This window comes from Pseudomonas sp. NPDC086566 (genome assembly GCF_050280885.1).
Lineage (GTDB): Bacteria > Pseudomonadota > Gammaproteobacteria > Pseudomonadales > Pseudomonadaceae > Aquipseudomonas > Aquipseudomonas vlassakiae.
On the sequence record NZ_JBNNWD010000011.1, the window covers coordinates 101,047 to 120,280 of the forward strand.

The 19,234-nt window shown below is 63.7% G+C and carries 18 protein-coding genes; 1 reads left to right on the top strand and 17 read right to left on the bottom strand.

What is annotated here, in order from left to right; translation table 11 throughout:
- Positions 1 to 48: 48 nt before the first annotated feature.
- Positions 49 to 2,763 carry a dermonecrotic toxin domain-containing protein gene (locus tag ACQKPS_RS23540; protein ID WP_427605707.1) on the top strand — a complete coding sequence of 905 codons (2,715 nt, stop codon included), beginning with the start codon at positions 49 to 51 and terminating at the stop codon, positions 2,761 to 2,763.
- 39 nt (positions 2,764 to 2,802) lie between these two features.
- On the opposite strand, the gene ACQKPS_RS23545 is transcribed toward ACQKPS_RS23540, so the two are convergent.
- From ACQKPS_RS23545 to fliQ, 17 genes are all read right to left on the bottom strand, one after another.
- Complete coding sequence (locus ACQKPS_RS23545; protein ID WP_254484357.1) at positions 2,803 to 3,198, bottom strand: DUF2802 domain-containing protein; 396 nt, start codon at positions 3,196 to 3,198, stop codon at positions 2,803 to 2,805.
- A 1-nt stretch (position 3,199) separates the two neighbouring features.
- On the bottom strand, positions 3,200 to 3,679 hold the full coding sequence (locus ACQKPS_RS23550; protein WP_016393802.1) for a chemotaxis protein CheW: 480 nt from the start codon (positions 3,677 to 3,679) through the stop codon (positions 3,200 to 3,202).
- Between the two features lie 43 nt (positions 3,680 to 3,722).
- Positions 3,723 to 4,607: a chemotaxis protein CheW gene (locus ACQKPS_RS23555; protein WP_283724949.1), complete on the bottom strand. Its 885-nt coding sequence runs from the start codon at positions 4,605 to 4,607 to the stop codon at positions 3,723 to 3,725.
- A complete protein-coding gene (locus tag ACQKPS_RS23560) occupies positions 4,604 to 5,395 on the bottom strand; it encodes a ParA family protein (protein ID WP_054884175.1) in 792 nt (263 codons plus the stop codon). Before ACQKPS_RS23560 ends, ACQKPS_RS23555 begins: the two co-directional genes overlap by 4 nt.
- A gap of 67 nt (positions 5,396 to 5,462) precedes the next feature.
- A complete protein-coding gene (motD, locus tag ACQKPS_RS23565) occupies positions 5,463 to 6,320 on the bottom strand; it encodes a flagellar motor protein MotD (protein WP_054884176.1) in 858 nt (285 codons plus the stop codon).
- 3 nt (positions 6,321 to 6,323) lie between these two features.
- Complete coding sequence (locus ACQKPS_RS23570) at positions 6,324 to 7,064, bottom strand: flagellar motor protein (protein WP_054884177.1); 741 nt, start codon at positions 7,062 to 7,064, stop codon at positions 6,324 to 6,326.
- The gene (locus ACQKPS_RS23575; RefSeq protein ID WP_254484353.1) at positions 7,064 to 8,194 is read right to left on the bottom strand and encodes a protein-glutamate methylesterase/protein-glutamine glutaminase; all 1,131 of its coding nucleotides are present in this window, start codon (positions 8,192 to 8,194) and stop codon (positions 7,064 to 7,066) included. The genes ACQKPS_RS23570 and ACQKPS_RS23575 overlap by 1 nt, the downstream gene beginning before the upstream one ends.
- A gap of 47 nt (positions 8,195 to 8,241) precedes the next feature.
- Positions 8,242 to 10,455 carry a chemotaxis protein CheA gene (locus tag ACQKPS_RS23580; RefSeq protein WP_427605708.1) on the bottom strand — a complete coding sequence of 738 codons (2,214 nt, stop codon included), beginning with the start codon at positions 10,453 to 10,455 and terminating at the stop codon, positions 8,242 to 8,244.
- Between the two features lie 12 nt (positions 10,456 to 10,467).
- The gene (locus tag ACQKPS_RS23585) at positions 10,468 to 11,256 is read right to left on the bottom strand and encodes a protein phosphatase CheZ (protein ID WP_254484349.1); all 789 of its coding nucleotides are present in this window, start codon (positions 11,254 to 11,256) and stop codon (positions 10,468 to 10,470) included.
- 18 nt (positions 11,257 to 11,274) lie between these two features.
- A complete protein-coding gene (locus ACQKPS_RS23590) occupies positions 11,275 to 11,649 on the bottom strand; it encodes a chemotaxis response regulator CheY (RefSeq protein WP_103446503.1) in 375 nt (124 codons plus the stop codon).
- 106 nt (positions 11,650 to 11,755) lie between these two features.
- Entirely contained in the window at positions 11,756 to 12,496 is a 741-nt protein-coding gene (fliA, locus tag ACQKPS_RS23595) for an RNA polymerase sigma factor FliA (RefSeq protein ID WP_054884182.1), read from the bottom strand.
- The gene (gene fleN, locus ACQKPS_RS23600; RefSeq protein ID WP_054884183.1) at positions 12,493 to 13,326 is read right to left on the bottom strand and encodes a flagellar synthesis regulator FleN; all 834 of its coding nucleotides are present in this window, start codon (positions 13,324 to 13,326) and stop codon (positions 12,493 to 12,495) included. Before fleN ends, fliA begins: the two co-directional genes overlap by 4 nt.
- A gap of 93 nt (positions 13,327 to 13,419) precedes the next feature.
- The gene (gene flhF, locus ACQKPS_RS23605) at positions 13,420 to 14,727 is read right to left on the bottom strand and encodes a flagellar biosynthesis protein FlhF (RefSeq protein WP_254484347.1); all 1,308 of its coding nucleotides are present in this window, start codon (positions 14,725 to 14,727) and stop codon (positions 13,420 to 13,422) included.
- 11 nt (positions 14,728 to 14,738) lie between these two features.
- Complete coding sequence (gene flhA / locus ACQKPS_RS23610) at positions 14,739 to 16,868, bottom strand: flagellar biosynthesis protein FlhA (RefSeq protein ID WP_254484345.1); 2,130 nt, start codon at positions 16,866 to 16,868, stop codon at positions 14,739 to 14,741.
- A 152-nt stretch (positions 16,869 to 17,020) separates the two neighbouring features.
- Entirely contained in the window at positions 17,021 to 18,163 is a 1,143-nt protein-coding gene (gene flhB, locus ACQKPS_RS23615) for a flagellar biosynthesis protein FlhB (RefSeq protein WP_283724945.1), read from the bottom strand.
- A gap of 2 nt (positions 18,164 to 18,165) precedes the next feature.
- A complete protein-coding gene (gene fliR, locus ACQKPS_RS23620) occupies positions 18,166 to 18,942 on the bottom strand; it encodes a flagellar biosynthetic protein FliR (protein WP_254484341.1) in 777 nt (258 codons plus the stop codon).
- A gap of 7 nt (positions 18,943 to 18,949) precedes the next feature.
- A complete protein-coding gene (fliQ, locus tag ACQKPS_RS23625) occupies positions 18,950 to 19,219 on the bottom strand; it encodes a flagellar biosynthesis protein FliQ (protein ID WP_054884188.1) in 270 nt (89 codons plus the stop codon).
- Positions 19,220 to 19,234 lie beyond the last annotated feature (15 nt).

Consider the following 19,234-nt stretch of genomic DNA (forward strand, 5'->3'; position numbering starts at 1 on the left):
CAGACCTCACCCAGCCTTGTGCGCTCCCAAATCCGAAAGGTGAGCGACATGCCGACAAGCCGAATCAACACTGCAGGCGTGCAATACGTCCGTGACCATCTGGCCGCCATCCCCCGTCCTGATCGCGAAGTAGCGCGCGCGATCAGGGCCTGGCTGCTGCAACACGAGGTGCAACTGGCGCCGGAACAGATCGACGTGGTCACCCTGCACATCCACGAGCAGGGCCTGGAGACTCCCGTGGCCATGGTGGTCCAGCGGGTCAGCCTGACCCAGGCGGTCCTGATGAACTGGCAGGGCGAATCGAACAACGACATTTTCGGCGACCTGCTCCATGCGCCCTGGGCGGGTACCCTGCCCGAGGGCAGCCTGCAGATCGTCGAAACCTTGCCCGCGCCACCGCTCCTTCACAACGGTGCCTGGTACCGCGTGTTCAACGGTCTGTTCCGCCGCACCGAGGATGGCCGCCTCGACCATTCCACACTGCTTGGGCTTTCTGCCGAGACACTGCAGAGCCATATCGAAGCCATGGACTACCACGCACAGTACAAGGCATTGCTCGACGGCTACTGGCAAGACCACCTGGCCAGTCACCGCCTGTCGTGCAAGCTCAACTTCATCGCCGCCTGCAACCGCCAGGTCGGTGAAGGCAGCCTGAGTGACGCGGCAAGGAAGCTCATATGGCGCGCCTGCGACTTGCTGCCCCGGGGCGACAGGCTGCGCCTGAGTACCCTGAGCATCTATGGCTACGCCGCGACCGACCTGCTGTACATCAACGACGCCATCAGCGACATGACGGTGCTCTATGTGCCAGGTAACAGCTCACCCTTGCTGGAGTTCGCCAGCGAAACAGCGCTCAAGGACTGGATAGGCACGCAGTGCAAAGACCCGGCAAAGCGCCAGGCGTTGAAGCAGCACTTCAGGTTGGCCGATGGCCCCCAGGGCATCGACTTCAGTGGGTTGGACACCGCCCTGGAAGGCCTGGGCGCCTACCCTGCTTCGCACGCTTTGCCACCCGAACACGGCTTTTTCAATGATGATGGTGTCTGGTCGCCGCGCGATTACGTCAACTACCGGCCAGCCAGATACAACCCGAAAATCACCGGCGACATCTTCCAGGCCTTGGCCGAACGGCAACGCCAGCGCAGCTACGACGATGCCGATTTCATCATCACCAGCAACAGTGAAGTCAGTAAAGCCAAGTGGCGCCATTACCTCAACGCCACCTTGAACCTGGTGGCCCCGCTGAGCTTCGTGGTACCCGGGCTCGCCCCGCTGCTGGCGATAGGTGGCATCGTGCAGTTGGGGCTGGGCCTGGACCAGGTGATCACTGGCAAGCACCTGCAGGAGCAGCAGGAAGGCGTCGGCAATATCACCTGGGGTCTGTTCAACGCCCTGCCGCTGCTCATCCACGGTGCGAGCAGGAGCAGCGCACTGTTCGAGGTCAAGAACGACTCCTTCGTCGCGCCCACCCGGGTCAACGACCAGATCGGCTATCCGCTGAGCCCGCTCATGGCGCCGCAGTTGCCGGATATCGACGTCGCCCCCTACTTCCACACCCACGCCCCGATCGCGCCCTTGCCCGACGGCGACCCGGCCGTTGCCGAGGCGGTGATCCGGGTGCCGCAGTACGATGGCGGCCCGGACCAGCTGCAAACCAGTATCGGCGGCTACAACACACGCGTCGTCTATGACATGGCCGCCGATGTGTTCATCGATGAACACGACCTCAATGACCTCGAACCGGTGGGCCATGTCGCGCAGCCGAACAGCCGCAACCTGCGACCGCTCGATACCCCACGTGAAGTCACTGACGCCATGCGCACCCGCAGCTTGCGCGCCTTGGGTGTCGACCTGCCGCTGCCGGTGCATCTGCCGGTCATGGCCGAAGGCAGCACGCCGATCCCCAAACAGATCAGTTGTCTGTGGGTTGGTGACCGCGTCATCGACCCGTCCCTGATCGACAACCTGGCCAGCAATGCCGCGCGCCTGCGCGACAGTGAATACGGCCTGCAACTGTTCCTTTCCAACACCTCGCCTGCCGCCTACGCCGAGAACGTACGCCTGCTGAAAGAACGGGCCCCTGGCCTGCAAGTGCTGCCGCTGGAGGAGCAAGGGTTCTTCAGGAACTTCCGCCAAGGCCCCTACCATGCGCAATACCAGGCCGCCCTGGACGGCAATGGCGGTATCGCCAGCAACTACGCGTCGGCCGCGGACGTACTGCGCTATCCGATGCTGCACGAGCTCGGCGGGCTGTACATGGATGTCGACGATGTGCTGCTGCCGGCCACCGAAGGCGAAAGCATCGATCACGTGCCCCTGCTCGCTGGCGCAGACGGCCTGCTGTTGCCGCCGCCGATGTCCAACGAACGGCTGAGCATGAATTGCCTGTACAACACCAGCCTGATCGGCAGCCACCCCGGCAACCCGACCTTGCTGGCGATATCCGAGGAAATGCGCACGCGCTACCTGGCGCACCCCGACTTCTACGAGCAACGGCCGACCCTGCGCGACGACCCGCCAGGCTTCTACCGCTATGCCGAGCGCCTCAGCCAGCTCACCGGGCCGGCCCTGCTCACTGCGGTGATCGACCAGCGCCTGCCGGCCCTGCGCACCTTGCGCCAGGTCATGAACCTGTACACCCTGCCGCGCCTGAACTCGTGGCAGTTCGTCGACCTGCAGCAGTACAACGCGCTGCTGCGCGAGCTGCTGCCGCTGAACCGCTTCGCCCGGCCCGGCCACTTCCACGCCTGGGCGCGCCCCTGAAGCCGGCAAGAAAAAGGCGACCCCAGGTCGCCTTGTTCATCACTCGCTGCGGTGCAGCTTGCTCATCAGCTCGGCCTCGGCCTGGGTCAGGCCGCAGGTTTCGGTAAGCTCCGCCACGCTGGCGCCCATGCCCACCAGCTTGGCGGCCTGGGTGAAGGTCACGCTGCTGGGGTCGCGCTGCTCCAGCTGTTGGAGCTTTTCCGGCAGCGGCGCCACGGTCGCGCGCAGTTCATGGAGCGCCTCACCCATGCGCACGGTGCCGTTCTGGTAGTCATCCAGGCGCTTGGCCAGGTCCTTGATGCGCTGGTCGCGCAGGGCATCGCCCACGGCCTGCTGCGCCGCCAGTTCGCGCTGGCGCTTGCTGTAGTTCAGGAAGAACCACAGGCTCAGGGCCCACAGCAGCGCCAGCAGGATTACCGCCACCTCGAAGATCAACTCAGATGTTCTCCAGCTCGGACCACTCTTCCTCGGTCATCATCTTGTCCAGCTCGACCAGGATCAGCAGTTCGCCGTTCTTGTTGCATACGCCCTGGATGAACTTGGCCGACTCTTCGTTGCCCACGTTCGGCGCCGTTTCGATTTCCGACTGGCGCAGGTACACCACCTCGGCGACGCTGTCGACCAGGATGCCGACCACTTGCTTGTCAGCCTCGATGATGACGATACGGGTGTTGTCGGTCACATCCGACGGCATCAGGCCGAAGCGCTGGCGGGTGTCGATCACCGTCACCACGTTGCCGCGCAGGTTGATGATGCCCAGCACGTAGCTTGGCGCGCCCGGCACCGGTGCAATCTCGGTGTAGCGCAGCACTTCCTGCACCTGCATGACGTTGATGCCGTAGGACTCGTTGTCCAGACGGAAGGTTACCCACTGCAGGATCGGATCTTCAGAACCTTGCGCAGACGACTTTTTCATTCCCCTAGCCCTCTAAATCCGCTGTTGGCGGTTGTGTTCGGTGTCATTTCTGTTTGGCATGCAACTGCTTGACCGCACCGCTGGCGATGAGCTCGGCCAGTTCGGCGACGTCGAGCAGTGCACACATGTGTTCGATGACCGTACCAGCCAGCCAGGGGCGCTGGCCACGCTGGCTGCGCCACTTGATCTCGGCCGGGTCCAGGCGCAGCGAGCGGCTGACCTGATGGACCGCCAGGCCCCATTCGTAGCCCTGGACGGAAATCACGTAGTTCAAGCCCTGCCGGAAGTCGTCGCGGTAACGATCGGGCATCACCCAGCGCGCGGTATCCAGCACCTTGAGGTTGCCGGCCTGGCAAGTGAGGATGCCAAGGAACCAGTCCGGCTGGCCGAACAGCGGCGTCAACTCCTGGCCCTCCAGGCTGTAGATCGAGCCCAGGCATACCAGCGGCACTGCCAAGGTCAAACCGGCAACGTCGAACAGCAGGCACTCGAACGGCTCGGCCGCCCAGGCCGGGCGGCCATCGACGCTGGCCGGAGGTGCCGGTGTGTCAGCCATGCTGGCCGCTGGCAGGTGCACGTCCACCAACGGTGCTACCGGCTCCGGCGTGGGTACTTCGGTCAGCACCGGGATGCTGGCTTCAGCCAGCACTTGCGTCTCGACCACCGCCACCACGGGCTGCTCGACCGGCAGCACGGCGGGCAACACCTGCACCTGCGGCTCGGCAAAAGGCCTGGCGACACGGGTTGGCGGGTGAGCGTCGCGCGCCTGCTCTTCACGCACGGCGGCGGCGAACTCCTCATCTGCCAAGGGTTCTGCAGCCGAGCCTGGCAGTGCGACGATGTCCTCGGCCTCGGTGGCCTCCTGCAACAGCCCATCGAGGTAGGACTGCAGGGCCAGTTGCGGCTTGGTGCCGACGGGTCGGTTCATGAGGCCACCTGCGCAGCGGGCTTGTAGGTCAGCATATGCTTGAGCAGTGCCCGATAAGCGATCACGCCGCGGCTTTTGCCATCGAACTGGGACGGCGTGACGCCATTGCGGCTGGCATCGCGCAGGCGCGTGTCGACCGGGATGTAGCCCTGCCACACCTGGTGCTCATAGGTATCGCGCAGCACCTTCAGGGTGCCGAGTGAAGCCTGGGTGCGGCGGTCGAACAAGGTCGGCACGATCTGGTACGGCAACGCCTGCTTGCGCGAACGGTTGACCATGGCCAAGGTGCCGATCATGCGTTCCAGGCCCTTCACCGCAAGAAACTCGGTTTGCACCGGAATCACCAGCTGCTGGCTCGCAGCCAGGGCGTTGACCATCAGCACGCCAAGCAATGGCGGGCTGTCGATCAGCGCAAAGTCGAAATCCTGCCACAACTGCGCCAGACTCTTGGCGATCACCAGCCCCAGGCCGCTCTGCCCTGGCGACTGGCGCTCCAGCACCGCCAGCGCCGTGCTCGAAGGCAGCAGCGAAATACGCTCATCGCTGGTCGGCAACAGCAACTGCCCCGGCAGGCCCTCGGGCACGCTGCCCTTGTGCAGGAACAGGTCGTAGCAGCTGTGCTCCAGGGCATCCGGGTTGTGCCCAAAATAGCTGGTCATCGAGCCATGCGGGTCGAGGTCGACGACGACCACGCGCTTGCCCGCCTCGGCCAGCAGGCCGGCCAGGGCGATAGTGGTGGTGGTCTTGCCCACGCCACCTTTTTGATTGGCTACTGCCCAGACTCTCATAGGACAACTCTTGTTTCATTGGTGTCGCCGGCTGCCACAGGGCATGCGGTGACAGAGAATTGACGGCTCACCTCGCCGTCGTCGCTGCTGGGGCTGGCGGTGCACTTTGTGTGCCAGCACGACGCAGCGCAGCATCCGCAGTGGCGTTGGCACTGCCCGAGCCGGTCAGGCTACGGCGCACTTCGAGGTTACGGGAAATCACCAGCACCACCCGACGATTGCGCGCACGCCCTTCGGCGCTGTCGTTGCTGGCCACCGGCTGGTACTCGCCATAGCCCACCGAGGCCATGCGCGCCGGGTTGACCCCTTCCATGGCCAGCAGCCGGACGATGCTCGCTGCCCGCGCTGCAGACAGCTCCCAGTTGGTCGGGTACTGCGCCGTTCGGATCGGCAGGTTGTCGGTGAAGCCCTCGACATGCACCGGGTTGGCGAACGGCTTGAGGATCTTGCCGACCTTCTCGATGATGGCGAATGCCTGGTCGCTGGGCATGGCATCGCCACTGCCGAACAGCAGCGATGAATTGAGTTCGATCTCCACCCACAGCTCGTTGCCACGCACGGTCATCTGGTCGGACTTGATCAAGTCGCCGAAGGCATCGCGCACATCGTCGCTGATGGTTTTCAACGGGTCGACGCTGGTCTGCGCCAGGCCCGCATCGGTCTGCTCGCTGTCCTTGATCAGCGGCTGCGCCGGTTTCACGCTGAGCGGCTGCTCATCGCCGATCGGGATCGGCTTCATGCTGCGCTCAGGGTCGTTGAACACCCCGAGCAGCGCTTGCGAAATGACCTTGTACTTGCCCTCGTTGATCGAGGAGATCGAATACATGACCACGAAGAAGGCGAACAGCAAGGTGATGAAGTCGGCGTACGACACCAGCCAGCGTTCGTGATTTTCATGCTCCTCGGTATGACGGCGACGGCGCATGGCTTACTCCATGAAGCCTTGTAGCTTCAGCTCGATCGAGCGCGGGTTTTCACCCTCGGCAATCGACAGCAGGCCTTCGAGCAGCATCTCGCGGTAGCGCGACTGGCGCAGGACGATGGCCTTGAGCTTGTTGGCGATCGGCAGCAGGATCAGGTTGGCACTGGCCACGCCGTAGATGGTGGCGACGAAGGCCACGGCGATGCCGTTACCCAGCTGCGACGGGTCAGCCAGGTTGCCCATAACGTGGATCAGGCCCATGACCGCACCGATGATACCGATGGTCGGGGCATAGCCGCCCATGCTCTCGAACACCTTGGCGGCCTGGATATCACGGCTTTCCTGGGTCAGGAAGTCGACTTCGAGGATGCTGCGGATCGATTCCGGCTCGGCACCGTCGACCAACAGTTGCAGGCCCTTGCGGGCGTATGGGTCAGGTTCGGCATCGGCCACGCCTTCCAGGCCGAGCAGGCCTTCCTTGCGCGCCGTCAGGCTCCAGTTGACCACACGGTCGATACCACCGGCGAGGTCGACCCGCGGCGGGAAGAAAATCCAGCGCAAGATCTGCAAGGCGCGCTTGAATGCCGGCAGCGGCGACTGCAGCAAGGCCGCCGCCAGGGTGCCACCGAGCACGATCAGGCCGGCCGGGCCGTTGAGCAAGGCCCCCACGTGGCCACCTTCGAGGAAGTTGCCGCCTACGATGGCGACAAATGCCAGGATCAGGCCAATCAGGCTGAGCACATCCATCAGACGCAAGCCTCGACCAGGTGTTTACCGATTTCATCCAGGCTGTACACCGCGTCGGCCAGGTTGGCTTTGACGATGGCCATGGGCATGCCATAGATCACGCAACTGGCTTCATCCTGGGCCCACACCGTGCTGCCGCCCTGCTTGAGCAGGCGCGCACCTTCACGGCCATCGGCGCCCATGCCGGTGAGCACCACCGACAGCACCTTGTCGCCATAGGACTTGGCGGCCGAGCCGAAGGTAATGTCCACGCACGGCTTGTAATTCAGGCGCTCGTCGCCTGGCAGGATCTTCACCGTGCCACGGCCGTCGATCATCATCTGCTTGCCGCCAGGGGCCAGCAGCGCCAGGCCCGGGCGCAGCACGTCGCCGTCCTCGGCTTCCTTGACACTGATCTTGCACAGCTTGTCCAGGCGTTCGGCGAATGCCTTGGTGAAGGCAGCGGGCATGTGCTGGATCAGCACGATCGGCGCCGGGAAGCTGGCCGGCAACTGGGTCAGCACCCGCTGCAGGGCCACCGGGCCGCCGGTGGAGGTACCGATCGCCACCAGCTTGTAAGGCTTGCGCTTGGGCGCCGGGGCGTGCGTTGCGGCCGGTGCCGGCGCAACCGCACGGGCAGGCGCGGCAGCACGTACCGGTGCGGCGCTGGCCAGGCTGCTGGCCGGTGCATGGCTGCTGGCCGGCGCAGGTGCGCTGGCCGGCGCGTGGCTGGCGTAGCCTCCGAAACGGCGGTTACTGCGCGAGATGGTGTGCACCTTCTCGCACAGCAGCTGCTTGACCTTCTCCGGGTTGCGCGAGATGTCTTCGAAGTTCTTCGGCAGGTAATCCACTGCACCGGCATCCAGGGCGTCGAGAGTGACGCGGGCGCCTTCATGGGTCAGCGAGGAGAACATCAAAACCGGCGTCGGGCAGCGCTGCATGATGTGCCGCACTGCAGTGATGCCATCCATCATGGGCATTTCATAGTCCATGGTGATGACATCGGGCTTGAGCGCCAGTGCCTGGTCGATCGCTTCCCTGCCGTTGGTCGCGGTGCCAACCACCTGGATCGTCGGGTCCGCCGAGAGGATTTCCGAAACGCGGCGGCGGAAGAAACCGGAATCATCCACCACCAGGACCTTGACTGCCATAAACACTCCATTAGGCGGCGCAACCCGCCAGGGTGCGCCGCCGAAAATCAGATACGCCGTGCCGCGTAACGCTTGAGCATGCTCGGCACGTCGAGAATCAGCGCGATGCGGCCGTCACCGGTGATGGTGGCGCCAGACATGCCGGGGGTACCCTGCAGCATCTTGCCCAGCGGCTTGATCACCACCTCTTCCTGGCCGACCAGCTGGTCGACCACGAAACCGATGCGCTGGGTGCCGACCGAGAGAATCACCACATGGCCCTCATGCTGCTCCTCGTGCACCTGGCCCTGGACCAGCCAGCGCTTGAGGTAGAACAGCGGCAGCGCCTTGTCGCGCACGATCACCACCTCCTGGCCGTCGACCACGTTGGTGCGCGACAGGTCGAGGTGGAAGATCTCGTTGACGTTGACCAGCGGGAAGGCGAACGCCTGGTTGCCCAGCATCACCATCAGGGTTGGCATGATCGCCAGGGTCAGCGGCACCTTGATGACGATCTTCGAACCCTGGCCCTTGGCCGAGAAAATGTTGATCGAGCCGTTGAGCTGGGAAATCTTGGTTTTCACCACGTCCATGCCGACGCCGCGGCCAGACACGTCGGAAATCTCGGTCTTGGTCGAGAAGCCTGGGGCGAAGATCAGGTTGTAGCAGTCCGACTCGCTGAGGCGGTCGGCAGCGTCCTTGTCCATCAGGCCTTTTTCCACGGCCTTGGCGCGCAGGATGCTCGGGTCCATGCCCTTGCCGTCGTCGGAGATCGACAGCAGGATGTGGTCACCCTCCTGCTCGGCCGAGAGCACCACGCGGCCGGTGCGGGCCTTGCCGGCGGCTTCACGCTCGTCCGGCATCTCGACGCCGTGGTCGACGGCGTTGCGCACCAGGTGCACCAGCGGGTCGGCCAAGGCCTCGACGAGGTTCTTGTCGAGGTCGGTCTCTTCACCGACCAGCTCCAGGTTGATCTCTTTCTTCAACTGCCGAGCTAGGTCGCGGACCAGGCGCGGGAACCGGCCGAACACCTTCTTGATCGGCTGCATGCGGGTTTTCATCACCGCGGTCTGCAGGTCGGCGGTGACCACGTCGAGGTTGGACACAGCCTTGGACATGGCCTCGTCGCCGCTGTTCAGGCCCAGGCGCACCAGACGGTTACGCACCAGCACCAGCTCACCGACCATGTTCATGATCTCGTCCAGGCGCGCAGTATCGACGCGCACGGTGGTTTCTGCTTCGCTGGCAGGCTTTTCCGCGGCCGGGGCCGGAGCACGGGCTGGCGCTGCTGGCTTGGCAGCCGCAGCCGCGGGTGCCGGTGCCGGTGCCGGCTTGGCGATCGGTTTGCTTTCGGCCACCGCCGCAACCGGCGCTGGCGCGGCAACCGCTGCTTCACCAGCAACGCTTTCACCGGTGAACTTGCCCTTGCCGTGCAGTTGGTCGAGCAACGCTTCGAACTCGTGTTCGGTGATCTCGTCACTGCTGGCAGGCGCGGCCACGTTTTCCACTGCAGCGGCGGCAGCCGGCAAAGCGTTGGCCTGGAAGGTGCCTTTGCCATGCAACTGGTCGAGCAACGACTCGAATTCTTCGTCGGTGATCTCGTCGCTCACCGGCGCACTGGCTTCGCCCCCCGCGTCGGCGGCGGCGACTTCGGGCGAGAATTGGCCTTTGCCATGCAACTGGTCGAGCAACGACTCGAACTCGGCGTCGGTGATGTCATCACCCGAGCCGCTCAGGGTCTCGCCCTGCATCTGCGCCTGGGCAGCGGCCGCTTCGGCCTTGACCGCATCGAGCGAGTCGAGCAGCTGTTCGAACTCGGTGTCGGTGATGTCCGCCTCGGCCGCCACGGGCTCGGGCGCAGCCTCGACCACCGCCGCAGGGGCATCGGCGCTGGCGGGCTCTGCCAGGCGCGACAGGGCCGCCAGCAGCTCCGGGGTGGCCGGGGTCACGGCACTGCGCTCACGCACCTGGCCGAACATGCTGTTGACCGTGTCCAGTGCTTCGAGCACCACGTCCATCAGTTCCGCGTCGACCCGGCGCTCACCTTTGCGCAGGATGTCGAACACGTTCTCGGCGATGTGGCAGCACTCCACCAGCTCGTTCAGCTGAAGGAAGCCGGCGCCCCCTTTTACAGTGTGGAAACCGCGAAAGATCGCATTGAGCAGGTCGGCATCGTCGGGCCGGCTTTCCAGCTCGACCAGTTGCTCGGACAGTTGCTCAAGAATTTCGCCGGCTTCTACCAGGAAATCCTGAAGGATTTCTTCATCGGCGCCGAAGCTCATTAAACGTGCTCCTTAAAAACCCAGGCTGGACAGCAGATCGTCGACGTCGTCCTGACCGGACACAACGTCTTCACGCTTATCGGCATGAATCTGCGGACCTTCACCCCGAGTCGGATGTTTTTCTTGATCTTTTTCAGCGCGCAGCTGCTGGTGGTCATGTTCGATACCGGCAAAACGGTCGACCTGACTGGCCATCAGCACGAGCTTGAGCAGATTGCTTTCCACTTCGGTGACCAGCGCGGTCACGCGCTTGATCACCTGGCCGGTCAGGTCTTGATAGTCCTGGGCCAGCAGTATGTCGTTGAGGTGGCCGGCGACCTTGCGGTTGCCCTCGGCGCTGTGCGTCAGGAAACTGTCGACACGCTTGACCAGTTCGCGGAACTCCGGCGCTGCGACTTCGCGGCGCATGAAGCGCTGCCAGTCGACACTCAGGCCCTGCGCCTCGGCGGCCAGCGCGTTGACCACCGGAGTGCTCTCCTCCACCAGGTCCATGGTGCGGTTGGCCGCACCCTCGGTGAGCTTGACCACGTAGGACAGGCGCTCGGTGGCATCGGTGATCTGCGAGACTTCCTCGGCCTGCGGCATGCGCGGGTCGATCTGGAAGCTGACGATCGCGCTATGCAGCTCACGGGTGAGCTTGCCGACCTCCTGGTACAGGCCACGGTCGCGGGTCTGGTTGAGCTGGTGAATCAGTTGCACGGCATCGCCGAAGTGCCCCTTCTCGAGGCTCGACACCAGTTCTTGCGCGTGCTTCTTGAGGGTCGACTCGAACTCCCCCAATGACGTGTTTGTTGATTCCATGGCGCCCCCTGACGTGACTCAGCCGTTGACGCGCTCGAAGATTTTCTCGATCTTTTCTTTGAGCACCTGGGCCGTGAACGGCTTGACCACGTAACCATTCACGCCGGCCTGGGCCGCTTCAATGATCTGGTCGCGCTTGGCTTCGGCGGTCACCATCAGCACCGGCATGGTTTTCAGCCGGTCGTGGGCACGCACCTTGCGCAGCAGGTCGATACCGGACATGCCCGGCATGTTCCAGTCGGTCACCAGGAAGTCGTAATGGCCGCTTTCGAGCATCGGCAGCGCGGTGGTGCCGTCGTCGGCTTCATCGGTGTTGGTGAAGCCCAGGTCACGCAACAGATTCTTGATGATCCGCCGCATCGTCGAAAAGTCGTCAACGATGAGGATTTTCATGTCTTTGTTCAAGTAGACCTCCAAGCAGTCTCAAACGCGCTCGGCCCCGAGCACGCGTATTCATTCAATTCGGTACAACGTGGAAAACGACTGCAACGACCCCGGTTCAACGCGCCCGCCATTCCCCCAGGCGGCTGCGCAGGCGCGCGGCACACTGGCTGTGCAACTGGCTGACACGCGATTCGCTGACCCCCAGCACCTCACCGATTTCCTTGAGGTTCAGCTCTTCGTCGTAGTACAGCGCCAGCACCAGGCGCTCACGCTCCGGCAGGTTGGCGATCGCATCGGTCAGGGCAGCCTGGAAGCGCTCGTCTTCCAGATCGCGTGACGGCTCGACCTGGCTACTGGCGCCGTCCTCGTGCAACCCTTCGTGCTCGCCGTCCTGCAGCAGGTCGTCGAAACTGAACAGGCGGCTGCCCAAGGTATCGTTCAAGATCCCGTAGTAATCATCGAGACTCAATTGGAGTTCGGCAGCAACTTCATGATCTTTAGCGTCGCGGCCAGTTCTTGCTTCCACGGCGCGCATCGCGTCACTGACCATGCGCGTGTTGCGGTGCACCGAACGCGGTGCCCAATCGCCCTTGCGGACCTCGTCGAGCATGGCCCCGCGGATGCGGATACCGGCGTAGGTTTCGAAGCTGGCGCCCTTGCTGGCGTCGTATTTGTTGGCCACTTCCAGCAGGCCGATCATGCCGGCCTGGATCAGGTCTTCGACCTGGACGTTGGCCGGCAAGCGCGCCAGCAGGTGGTAGGCAATGCGCTTGACCAGCGGTGCATAGCGCTCCACCAGTTCGAACTGGGCGTCTTTCGACGCCTTGCTGTACATCTTGAAGCCGCTCGCGTTCATAGCACGGGCCCTGCGCTGGTGGGTTGCACCAGGCGCTCGACGAAGAACTCAAGATGGCCGCGCGGGTTGGCAGGCAACGGCCAGCTGTCAACCTTCTGCGCGATGGCCTTGAACGCCAGGGCGCACTTGGAGCGCGGGAACGCCTCGTACACCGCACGCTGCTTCTGCACCGCCTTGCGCACGCTTTCGTCGTAAGGCACGGCACCGACGTATTGCAGGGCGACGTCGAGGAAGCGGTCGGTGACCTTGGTCAACTTGGCGAACAGGTTGCGCCCTTCCTGCGGGCTTTGCGCCATGTTGGCCAGCACGCGGAAACGGTTCATGCCGTAGTCGCGGTTGAGCAGCTTGATCAGCGCGTAGGCGTCGGTGATCGAGGTCGGCTCGTCGCACACCACGAGCAGCACTTCCTGGGCGGCGCGCACGAAGCTGACTACCGAGTCACCGATACCCGCAGCGGTGTCGATCACCAGCACATCGAGGTTGTCGCCGATTTCGCTGAAGGCCTGGATCAACCCGGCGTGCTGCGCCGGGGCCAGATGCACCATGCTCTGGGTGCCGGAGGCGGCCGGCACGATGCGCACACCGCCCGGCCCCTGCAACAGCACGTCGCGCAGCTCGCAGCGCCCTTCGATGACATCGGCCAGGGTGCGCTTCGGGGTGAGGCCCAGCAATACGTCGACATTGGCCAGGCCAAGGTCGGCGTCCAGCAACATCACCCGGCGGCCGAGTTCAGCCAGCGCCAGGGACAAGTTCACTGAAACGTTAGTCTTGCCGACGCCACCTTTGCCACCGGTGACGGCGATCACCTGTACGGGATGCATGCTACCCATGTTCGTTGTTTACCTTGTCTCGCTTGGACCCAAGCCACACGCGGGGCAACACTGCCAACCCCGGAATGTAGGTACTTTGCATACGCTTCATCCTCAACCCGCGCGCCGCGGGTTGTGGTAGAGATCAGCGAACATGTCGGCCATTGCCTCTTCGCTGGGCTCGTCCTGCAACTGCACATTGACCGCGCGGGTCACCAGTTGGTGCGGGCGTGGCAGGTGCAGGTCGTCAGGAATACGCGGGCCATCGGTGAGGTAGGCCACGGGCAGTTCATGACTGATGGCCAGGCTCAGCACATCGCCGAGGCTCGCCGTTTCATCGAGTTTGGTCAGGATGCAGCCGGCCAGGCCGCAGCGCTTGTAGCTATGGTAGGCGGCCGTCAGCACCTGCTTCTGGCTGGTGGTGGCCAGCACCAGGTAGTTCTTCGCGGCGATGCCACGCCCGGCCAGGGTTTCCAGTTGCATGCGCAGGGCCGGGTCGCTGGCCTGCAGGCCGGCGGTATCGATCAGGACCACGCGCTTGCGCAGCAGCGGCTCCAGCGCTGCTGCAAGCGACTGGCCAGGGTCGACGTAGGTCACCGGCACATTGAGGATGCGCCCCAAGGTCTTGAGCTGTTCCTGGGCACCGATGCGGAAGCTGTCCATGCTCACCAGGGCCAGGTTCTGCGGGCCGTACTTGAGCACATAGCGTGCCGCCAGCTTGGCCAGGGTGGTGGTCTTGCCCATGCCGGCAGGGCCGACCATGGCGATGACCCCGCCCTCTTCGATAGGCTCGATCTGCGGCACTTCGATCATCCGCGCCAGGTGCGCCAGCAACATGCGCCAGGCCTGACGCGGCTCTTCGATCTCCTGGATGAGGTCGAGCAGTTCGCGGGCGATCGGGCCGGACAGGCCGATGCGCTGCAGGCGACGCCAGAGGTTGGCCTGTGCCGGTTTGCTGCCCTGCAGCTGGTTCCAGGCCAGCGAGCCGAGCTGCACTTCGAGCAGTTCGCGCAGGCCCGAGAGCTCCGAGCGCATGGCGTCGAACAGGCGCGGGTCGACCGGTGCCGGGGCGGGCGCGGCAGCGGGTGCCGGCGCCTCAACGTGCGGCTCGATCAACGGCTCGGCCGCGGTCAGCGACTGGCCGGCAAACAATTGGCGGTTGCCTTCGCTGGCCTCGGCGCGGTTGTCGAGTTCGGCCTGGGCTGTGGCGATGCGCGACTGAGTCTTGCGCAGCTCTTCTTCCAGCGCGACGTTGGGCACGCGGGGGGCCAGCGCGGACAGCTTGTAGTCCAGCGCGGCGGTCAGCTCGACACCCCCGGCGATGCGGCGGTTGCCAATGATGGCGGCATCGGAGCCCAGCTCATCACGGACCAGCTTCATGGCCTGACGCATATCGGCGGCGAAAAAACGCTTGACTTGCATAACCCACTACCTCAGCCGTTGGGGCCCACTGTGGCAACGATGGTGACTTGCTTGTTATCCGGTATTTCCTGATACGCCAGAACATGCAAATTCGGTACAGCCAGGCGGCCGAAGCGCGACAGCATGGCACGGATCGGGCCAGCGACCAGGAGAATGGCCGGCTGGCCTTGCATTTCCTGGCGCTGGCAGGCGTCGATCAACGAGCGCTGCAGCTTTTCGGCCATGCTTGGCTCAAGAAGAACACCGTCTTCCTGGCCTTGCCCGGCCCTTTGCAAACTATTGAGCAAAATCTGTTCCAACCTTGGTTCAAGGGTGATCACCGGAAGCTCGGACTCAACGCCGACAATGCTTTGGACGATGGCACGACACAATCCGACGCGCACTGCCGCCACCAGCGCGGCGGTATCTTGACTCTTGCTGGCATTGTTGGCGATGGCCTCGGCAATGCTGCGGATGTCACGCACCGGGACTTGCTCGGACAACAATGCCTGCAGGACCTTGAGCAGCCCCGACAAGGAAATGACACCCGGCACCAACTCTTCTGCAAGTTTAGGCGACGCCTTGGACAAGACCTGCAACAGTTGCTGGACCTCTTCATGGCCGATCAGCTCATGGCAGTGCTTCTGCAGGATCTGGTTGAGGTGGGTGGCAACCACGGTACTGGCGTCGACCACGGTGTACCCCAGCGACTGCGCCTGCGCGCGCTGACCGACGTCGATCCACACCGCCTCCAGGCCGAATGCCGGGTCGCGCGCGGCGATACCGTTGAGGGTGCCAAACACCTGGCCGGGGTTGATCGCCAGTTCGCGGTCCGGATAGATATCGGCCTCCGCCAGGATCACCCCCATCAGCGTCAGGCGATAAGCGCTGGGCTGCAGGTCGAGGTTATCGCGGATGTGTACGGTCGGCATGAGAAAACCCAGGTCCTGCGACAGCTTCTTGCGCACCCCCTTGATCCGCGCCAGCAGTTGCCCACCCTGGTTGCGGTCGACCAGCGGAATCAGGCGGTAGCCCACTTCCAGGCCGATCATGTCGATCGGCGTCACGTCGTCCCAGCCCAGCTCCTTGGTCTCCAGCGCGCGCTGCGGCGACGGCAGCAGGTCCTGCTGGCGCTGCGCTTCCTTCTGCGCCTCGAGCTTGGCCTTCTGCTGCTTCTTCCATACCAGGTAGGCACCGCCACCGGCCAGCAGGCCGAGGCTGAGGAAGGCAATGTGTGGCATGCCCGGCACCAGGCCCATGATGATCATCAGCGCCGCGGACACCCCCAGCGCCTTGGGCGAATCGAACATCTGGCGGTTGATCAGCTTGCCCATGTCCTCGGAGCCCGAGGCACGAGTCACCATGATCGCGGCGGCCGTGGACAGCAGCAGTGATGGCAATTGCGCCACCAAACCGTCACCGATGGTCAGCAAGGCGTAGACCTTGCCCGCATCGCTGAACGACATGTTGTGTTGCAGCATACCGATCAGCATGCCGCCAATGAGGTTGATGAAGAGGATCAGCAGGCCAGCGATGGCGTCACCACGGACGAACTTGCTGGCGCCGTCCATCGAGCCGTAGAACTCGGCCTCCTGGGCCACCTCGGCACGACGCGCCTTGGCCTGGGCCTGGTCGATCAGACCGGCATTGAGGTCGGCGTCGATGGCCATCTGCTTGCCCGGCATGGCATCGAGGGTGAAGCGCGCACTCACCTCGGAAATACGCCCGGCACCTTTGGTCACCACCACGAAGTTGATGATCATGAGGATGGCGAACACCACCGCACCCACGACGTAATTGCCGCCGATCACCACCTCACCGAAGGCCTGGATCACTTTACCGGCAGCGCCATGGCCCTCCTGGCCATGGAGCATCACCACCCGCGTCGAGGCCACGTTCAGCGCCAGGCGCAGCAAGGTCGCCACCAGCAGGATGGTCGGGAACGCGGCGAAGTCCAGCGGGCGCAGGGCGTACACGCAAACCAGCAGGACCACGATCGACAGGGCGATGTTGAAGGTGAAGAACACGTCGAGCAGGAACGGCGGTATCGGCAACATCATCATTGCCAACATCACCAGCAGCAGCAACGGCACGCCCAGGTTGCCCCGGCCGAGCCCGGCCAGGTTGTTGCGGGCGTTGCTGATTAACTGAGTGCGATCCACCGCGAGTCCTCTTGATGCAAAACTTTGACGCCCAAGGGGCGCTTGGGCGTGGCTCTGCAAGAAGCTTTCCAACTTTGCTCGGCTATGGATGTATGTTGCCTATGCCGGCCTTTTCGCGGGTAACCCCGCGAAGAGGCCGGCACAGGCTGGAATCAGTTGTCGCGGCGAAGATCAGGCGGGATCGGCAGGTCTTCTTTAAGCGGCTCTGGCCGCTTGCCCTTGCCCGAGCGGTACTGGCGGATCTGGAACACATAAGCCAGCACCTGCGCCACCGCCAGGTACAGCCCTGCCGGAATCTCCCCTTCGACCTCGGTGGAGTAGTAGATCGCCCGCGCCAAGGCCGGCGATTCGAGGATCTGCACCTTGTGCTCGACACCAATCTCGCGAATCTTCAAGGCAATGAAGTCGGTCCCCTTGGCCACCAGCAACGGCGCCACGCCACCCTTCTCCGGGTCGTACTGCAGGGCCACGGCATAGTGCGTCGGGTTGGTGATGATCACGTCGGCCTCGGGCACGGCGGCCATCATGCGCCGCTGCGACACCTCGCGCTGCAACTGGCGGATGCGCTGCTTGACCTCAGGCTTGCCTTCGCTGTCCTTGTACTCGTCCTTGACCTCCTGCTTGGTCATCTTCAGCTTCTTGTGCGTCTGCCAGAGCTGGAACGGCACGTCCGCCGCCGCGATCAACAGCAACCCGGCCGCCATCCACAAGGCACTCCAGCCGACCACCTGGACGCTGTGGATGATCGCCTGGTCCAGCGGCTCGTTGGCGATGGCCAACAACGCCTGGCGATCATTGCCCAGCACCACCAGCGCCACGATCAGGATCACGAAGAACTTGGCCATCGCCTTGAGCAACTCGGTCAGCGAGTTCAGCGAAAACATCCGCTTGATACCTGACAACGGGTTCATCCGGCTGAACTTGGGCTGCAACAGGCTTCCGGAAAAGATGAACCCGCCAAGGGCGATGGGTGACACGAAGGCAATCACGAACAGCAGCATGAGCACCGGCTGTACCGCCCATATGGCCATCTTGCCCGACGCCAGCAGGAACATGCCCATCGAGCGCTCGTCGGTCAGCACCTCACGGGTCAGGGAAAAGTTCATCCGCATCAGCGTCATCAACGTTTCCGCCAGGTTGCCACCAAAGGCCAGCAGCGCGCCGGCACCGGCCAGGGTAGAGGCTACGGTGTTGAGTTCCTTGGACCGGGCAATCTCACCTTTCTCGCGCGCATCGCGCTTGCGTTTGTCGGTGGGATCTTCCGTCTTGTCCTGCCCGCTCTCGCTTTCAGCCATGCTCAGCGCGCCCTTGCCAGTTCACGCAGCCACTGCAACGCGTCACTGGCCAACGCCTGGTAGTGGGAGAGAATGTCGGCCAGACCGACCCAGAAGATGCCCATGCCCAGCACCAACGTCAGCGGAAAACCGATGGAAAAGATATTCAGCTGGGGCGCTGCGCGGGTCATCACGCCAAACGCGATATTCACCACCAGCAGCGCGGTGATGGCCGGCAGGATCAGCAGCAGGCCGGCACCGAACACCCAGCTCAGGCGCCCGGCCAGCTCCCAGAAGTGACTGACAACCAGGGCATTGCCTACCGGCAAGGTGGTAAAGCTCTCGGTGAGCACTTCGAACGCCACCAGGTGGCCATTCATCAGCAGGAACAGCACGCTGACCAGCATGGTCATGAACTGGCTGATCACGGTCACGTTGACCCCGTTGGCCGGGTCGACCATGGAGGCAAAGGCCATGCCCATCTGCACGGCGACAATCTGCCCGGCGATGACGAAGGCCTGGAACAGCAGCTGCAGCGAAAACCCGAACAACGCGCCAACGATCACCTGCTCGCCACACAGCAGCAGGCCGCGCAGGCTCAGCGGGTCGAACTCCGGCAGGGGCGGCAGGGCCGGCACGATCACCACGGTAATCGCCACCGCCACATACAAGCGAATGCGCGCTGGCAGCATGCGAGTGCCGAAGATCGGCATGGTCATCAGCACCGCCGTCACCCGGAACAGCGGCAGGATGAAAGTGGCGACCCAGGTGCCGATCTGCGCGTCGGTCAGCTCCAGCATGGCAGGCTCAACCGATCAGCTGCGGGATGCTGGTGTACAGGCCGGTGATGTACTCCATGAACTTCTGTACCAGCCAGGGTCCGGCGACGATCAGCGTGACCAGCATCACCAACAGGCGCGGCAAGAAGCTCAGGGTCTGTTCGTTGATCTGCGTGGCCGCCTGAAACATCGCCACGACCAGGCCAACCAGCAGGCTCGGTATCACCAGGATGGCAACCATCAGGGTGGTCAGCCACAGTGCGTCACGGAACAGGTCGACAGCGACTTCAGGTGTCATGCGTAGGCTCTCCCT

Bases quoted from the DNA above. Each gene is read 5' to 3' on its own strand.
- ACQKPS_RS23540 (WP_427605707.1), top strand. From the start codon at position 49: ATGCCGACAAGCCGAATCAACACTGCAGGCGTGCAATACGTCCGTGAC.
- ACQKPS_RS23550 (WP_016393802.1), bottom strand. From the start codon at position 3,679: ATGAAAAAGTCGTCTGCGCAAGGTTCTGAAGATCCGATCCTGCAGTGG.
- ACQKPS_RS23555 (WP_283724949.1), bottom strand. From the start codon at position 4,607: ATGAACCGACCCGTCGGCACCAAGCCGCAACTGGCCCTGCAGTCCTAC.
- ACQKPS_RS23560 (WP_054884175.1), bottom strand. From the start codon at position 5,395: ATGAGAGTCTGGGCAGTAGCCAATCAAAAAGGTGGCGTGGGCAAGACC.
- motD (WP_054884176.1), bottom strand. From the start codon at position 6,320: ATGCGCCGTCGCCGTCATACCGAGGAGCATGAAAATCACGAACGCTGG.
- ACQKPS_RS23570 (WP_054884177.1), bottom strand. From the start codon at position 7,064: ATGGATGTGCTCAGCCTGATTGGCCTGATCCTGGCATTTGTCGCCATC.
- ACQKPS_RS23575 (WP_254484353.1), bottom strand. From the start codon at position 8,194: ATGGCAGTCAAGGTCCTGGTGGTGGATGATTCCGGTTTCTTCCGCCGC.
- ACQKPS_RS23580 (WP_427605708.1), bottom strand. From the start codon at position 10,455: ATGAGCTTCGGCGCCGATGAAGAAATCCTTCAGGATTTCCTGGTAGAA.
- ACQKPS_RS23585 (WP_254484349.1), bottom strand. From the start codon at position 11,256: ATGGAATCAACAAACACGTCATTGGGGGAGTTCGAGTCGACCCTCAAG.
- ACQKPS_RS23590 (WP_103446503.1), bottom strand. From the start codon at position 11,649: ATGAAAATCCTCATCGTTGACGACTTTTCGACGATGCGGCGGATCATC.
- fliA (WP_054884182.1), bottom strand. From the start codon at position 12,496: ATGAACGCGAGCGGCTTCAAGATGTACAGCAAGGCGTCGAAAGACGCC.
- fleN (WP_054884183.1), bottom strand. From the start codon at position 13,326: ATGGGTAGCATGCATCCCGTACAGGTGATCGCCGTCACCGGTGGCAAA.
- flhF (WP_254484347.1), bottom strand. From the start codon at position 14,727: ATGCAAGTCAAGCGTTTTTTCGCCGCCGATATGCGTCAGGCCATGAAG.
- flhB (WP_283724945.1), bottom strand. From the start codon at position 18,163: ATGGCTGAAAGCGAGAGCGGGCAGGACAAGACGGAAGATCCCACCGAC.
- fliR (WP_254484341.1), bottom strand. From the start codon at position 18,942: ATGCTGGAGCTGACCGACGCGCAGATCGGCACCTGGGTCGCCACTTTC.
- fliQ (WP_054884188.1), bottom strand. From the start codon at position 19,219: ATGACACCTGAAGTCGCTGTCGACCTGTTCCGTGACGCACTGTGGCTG.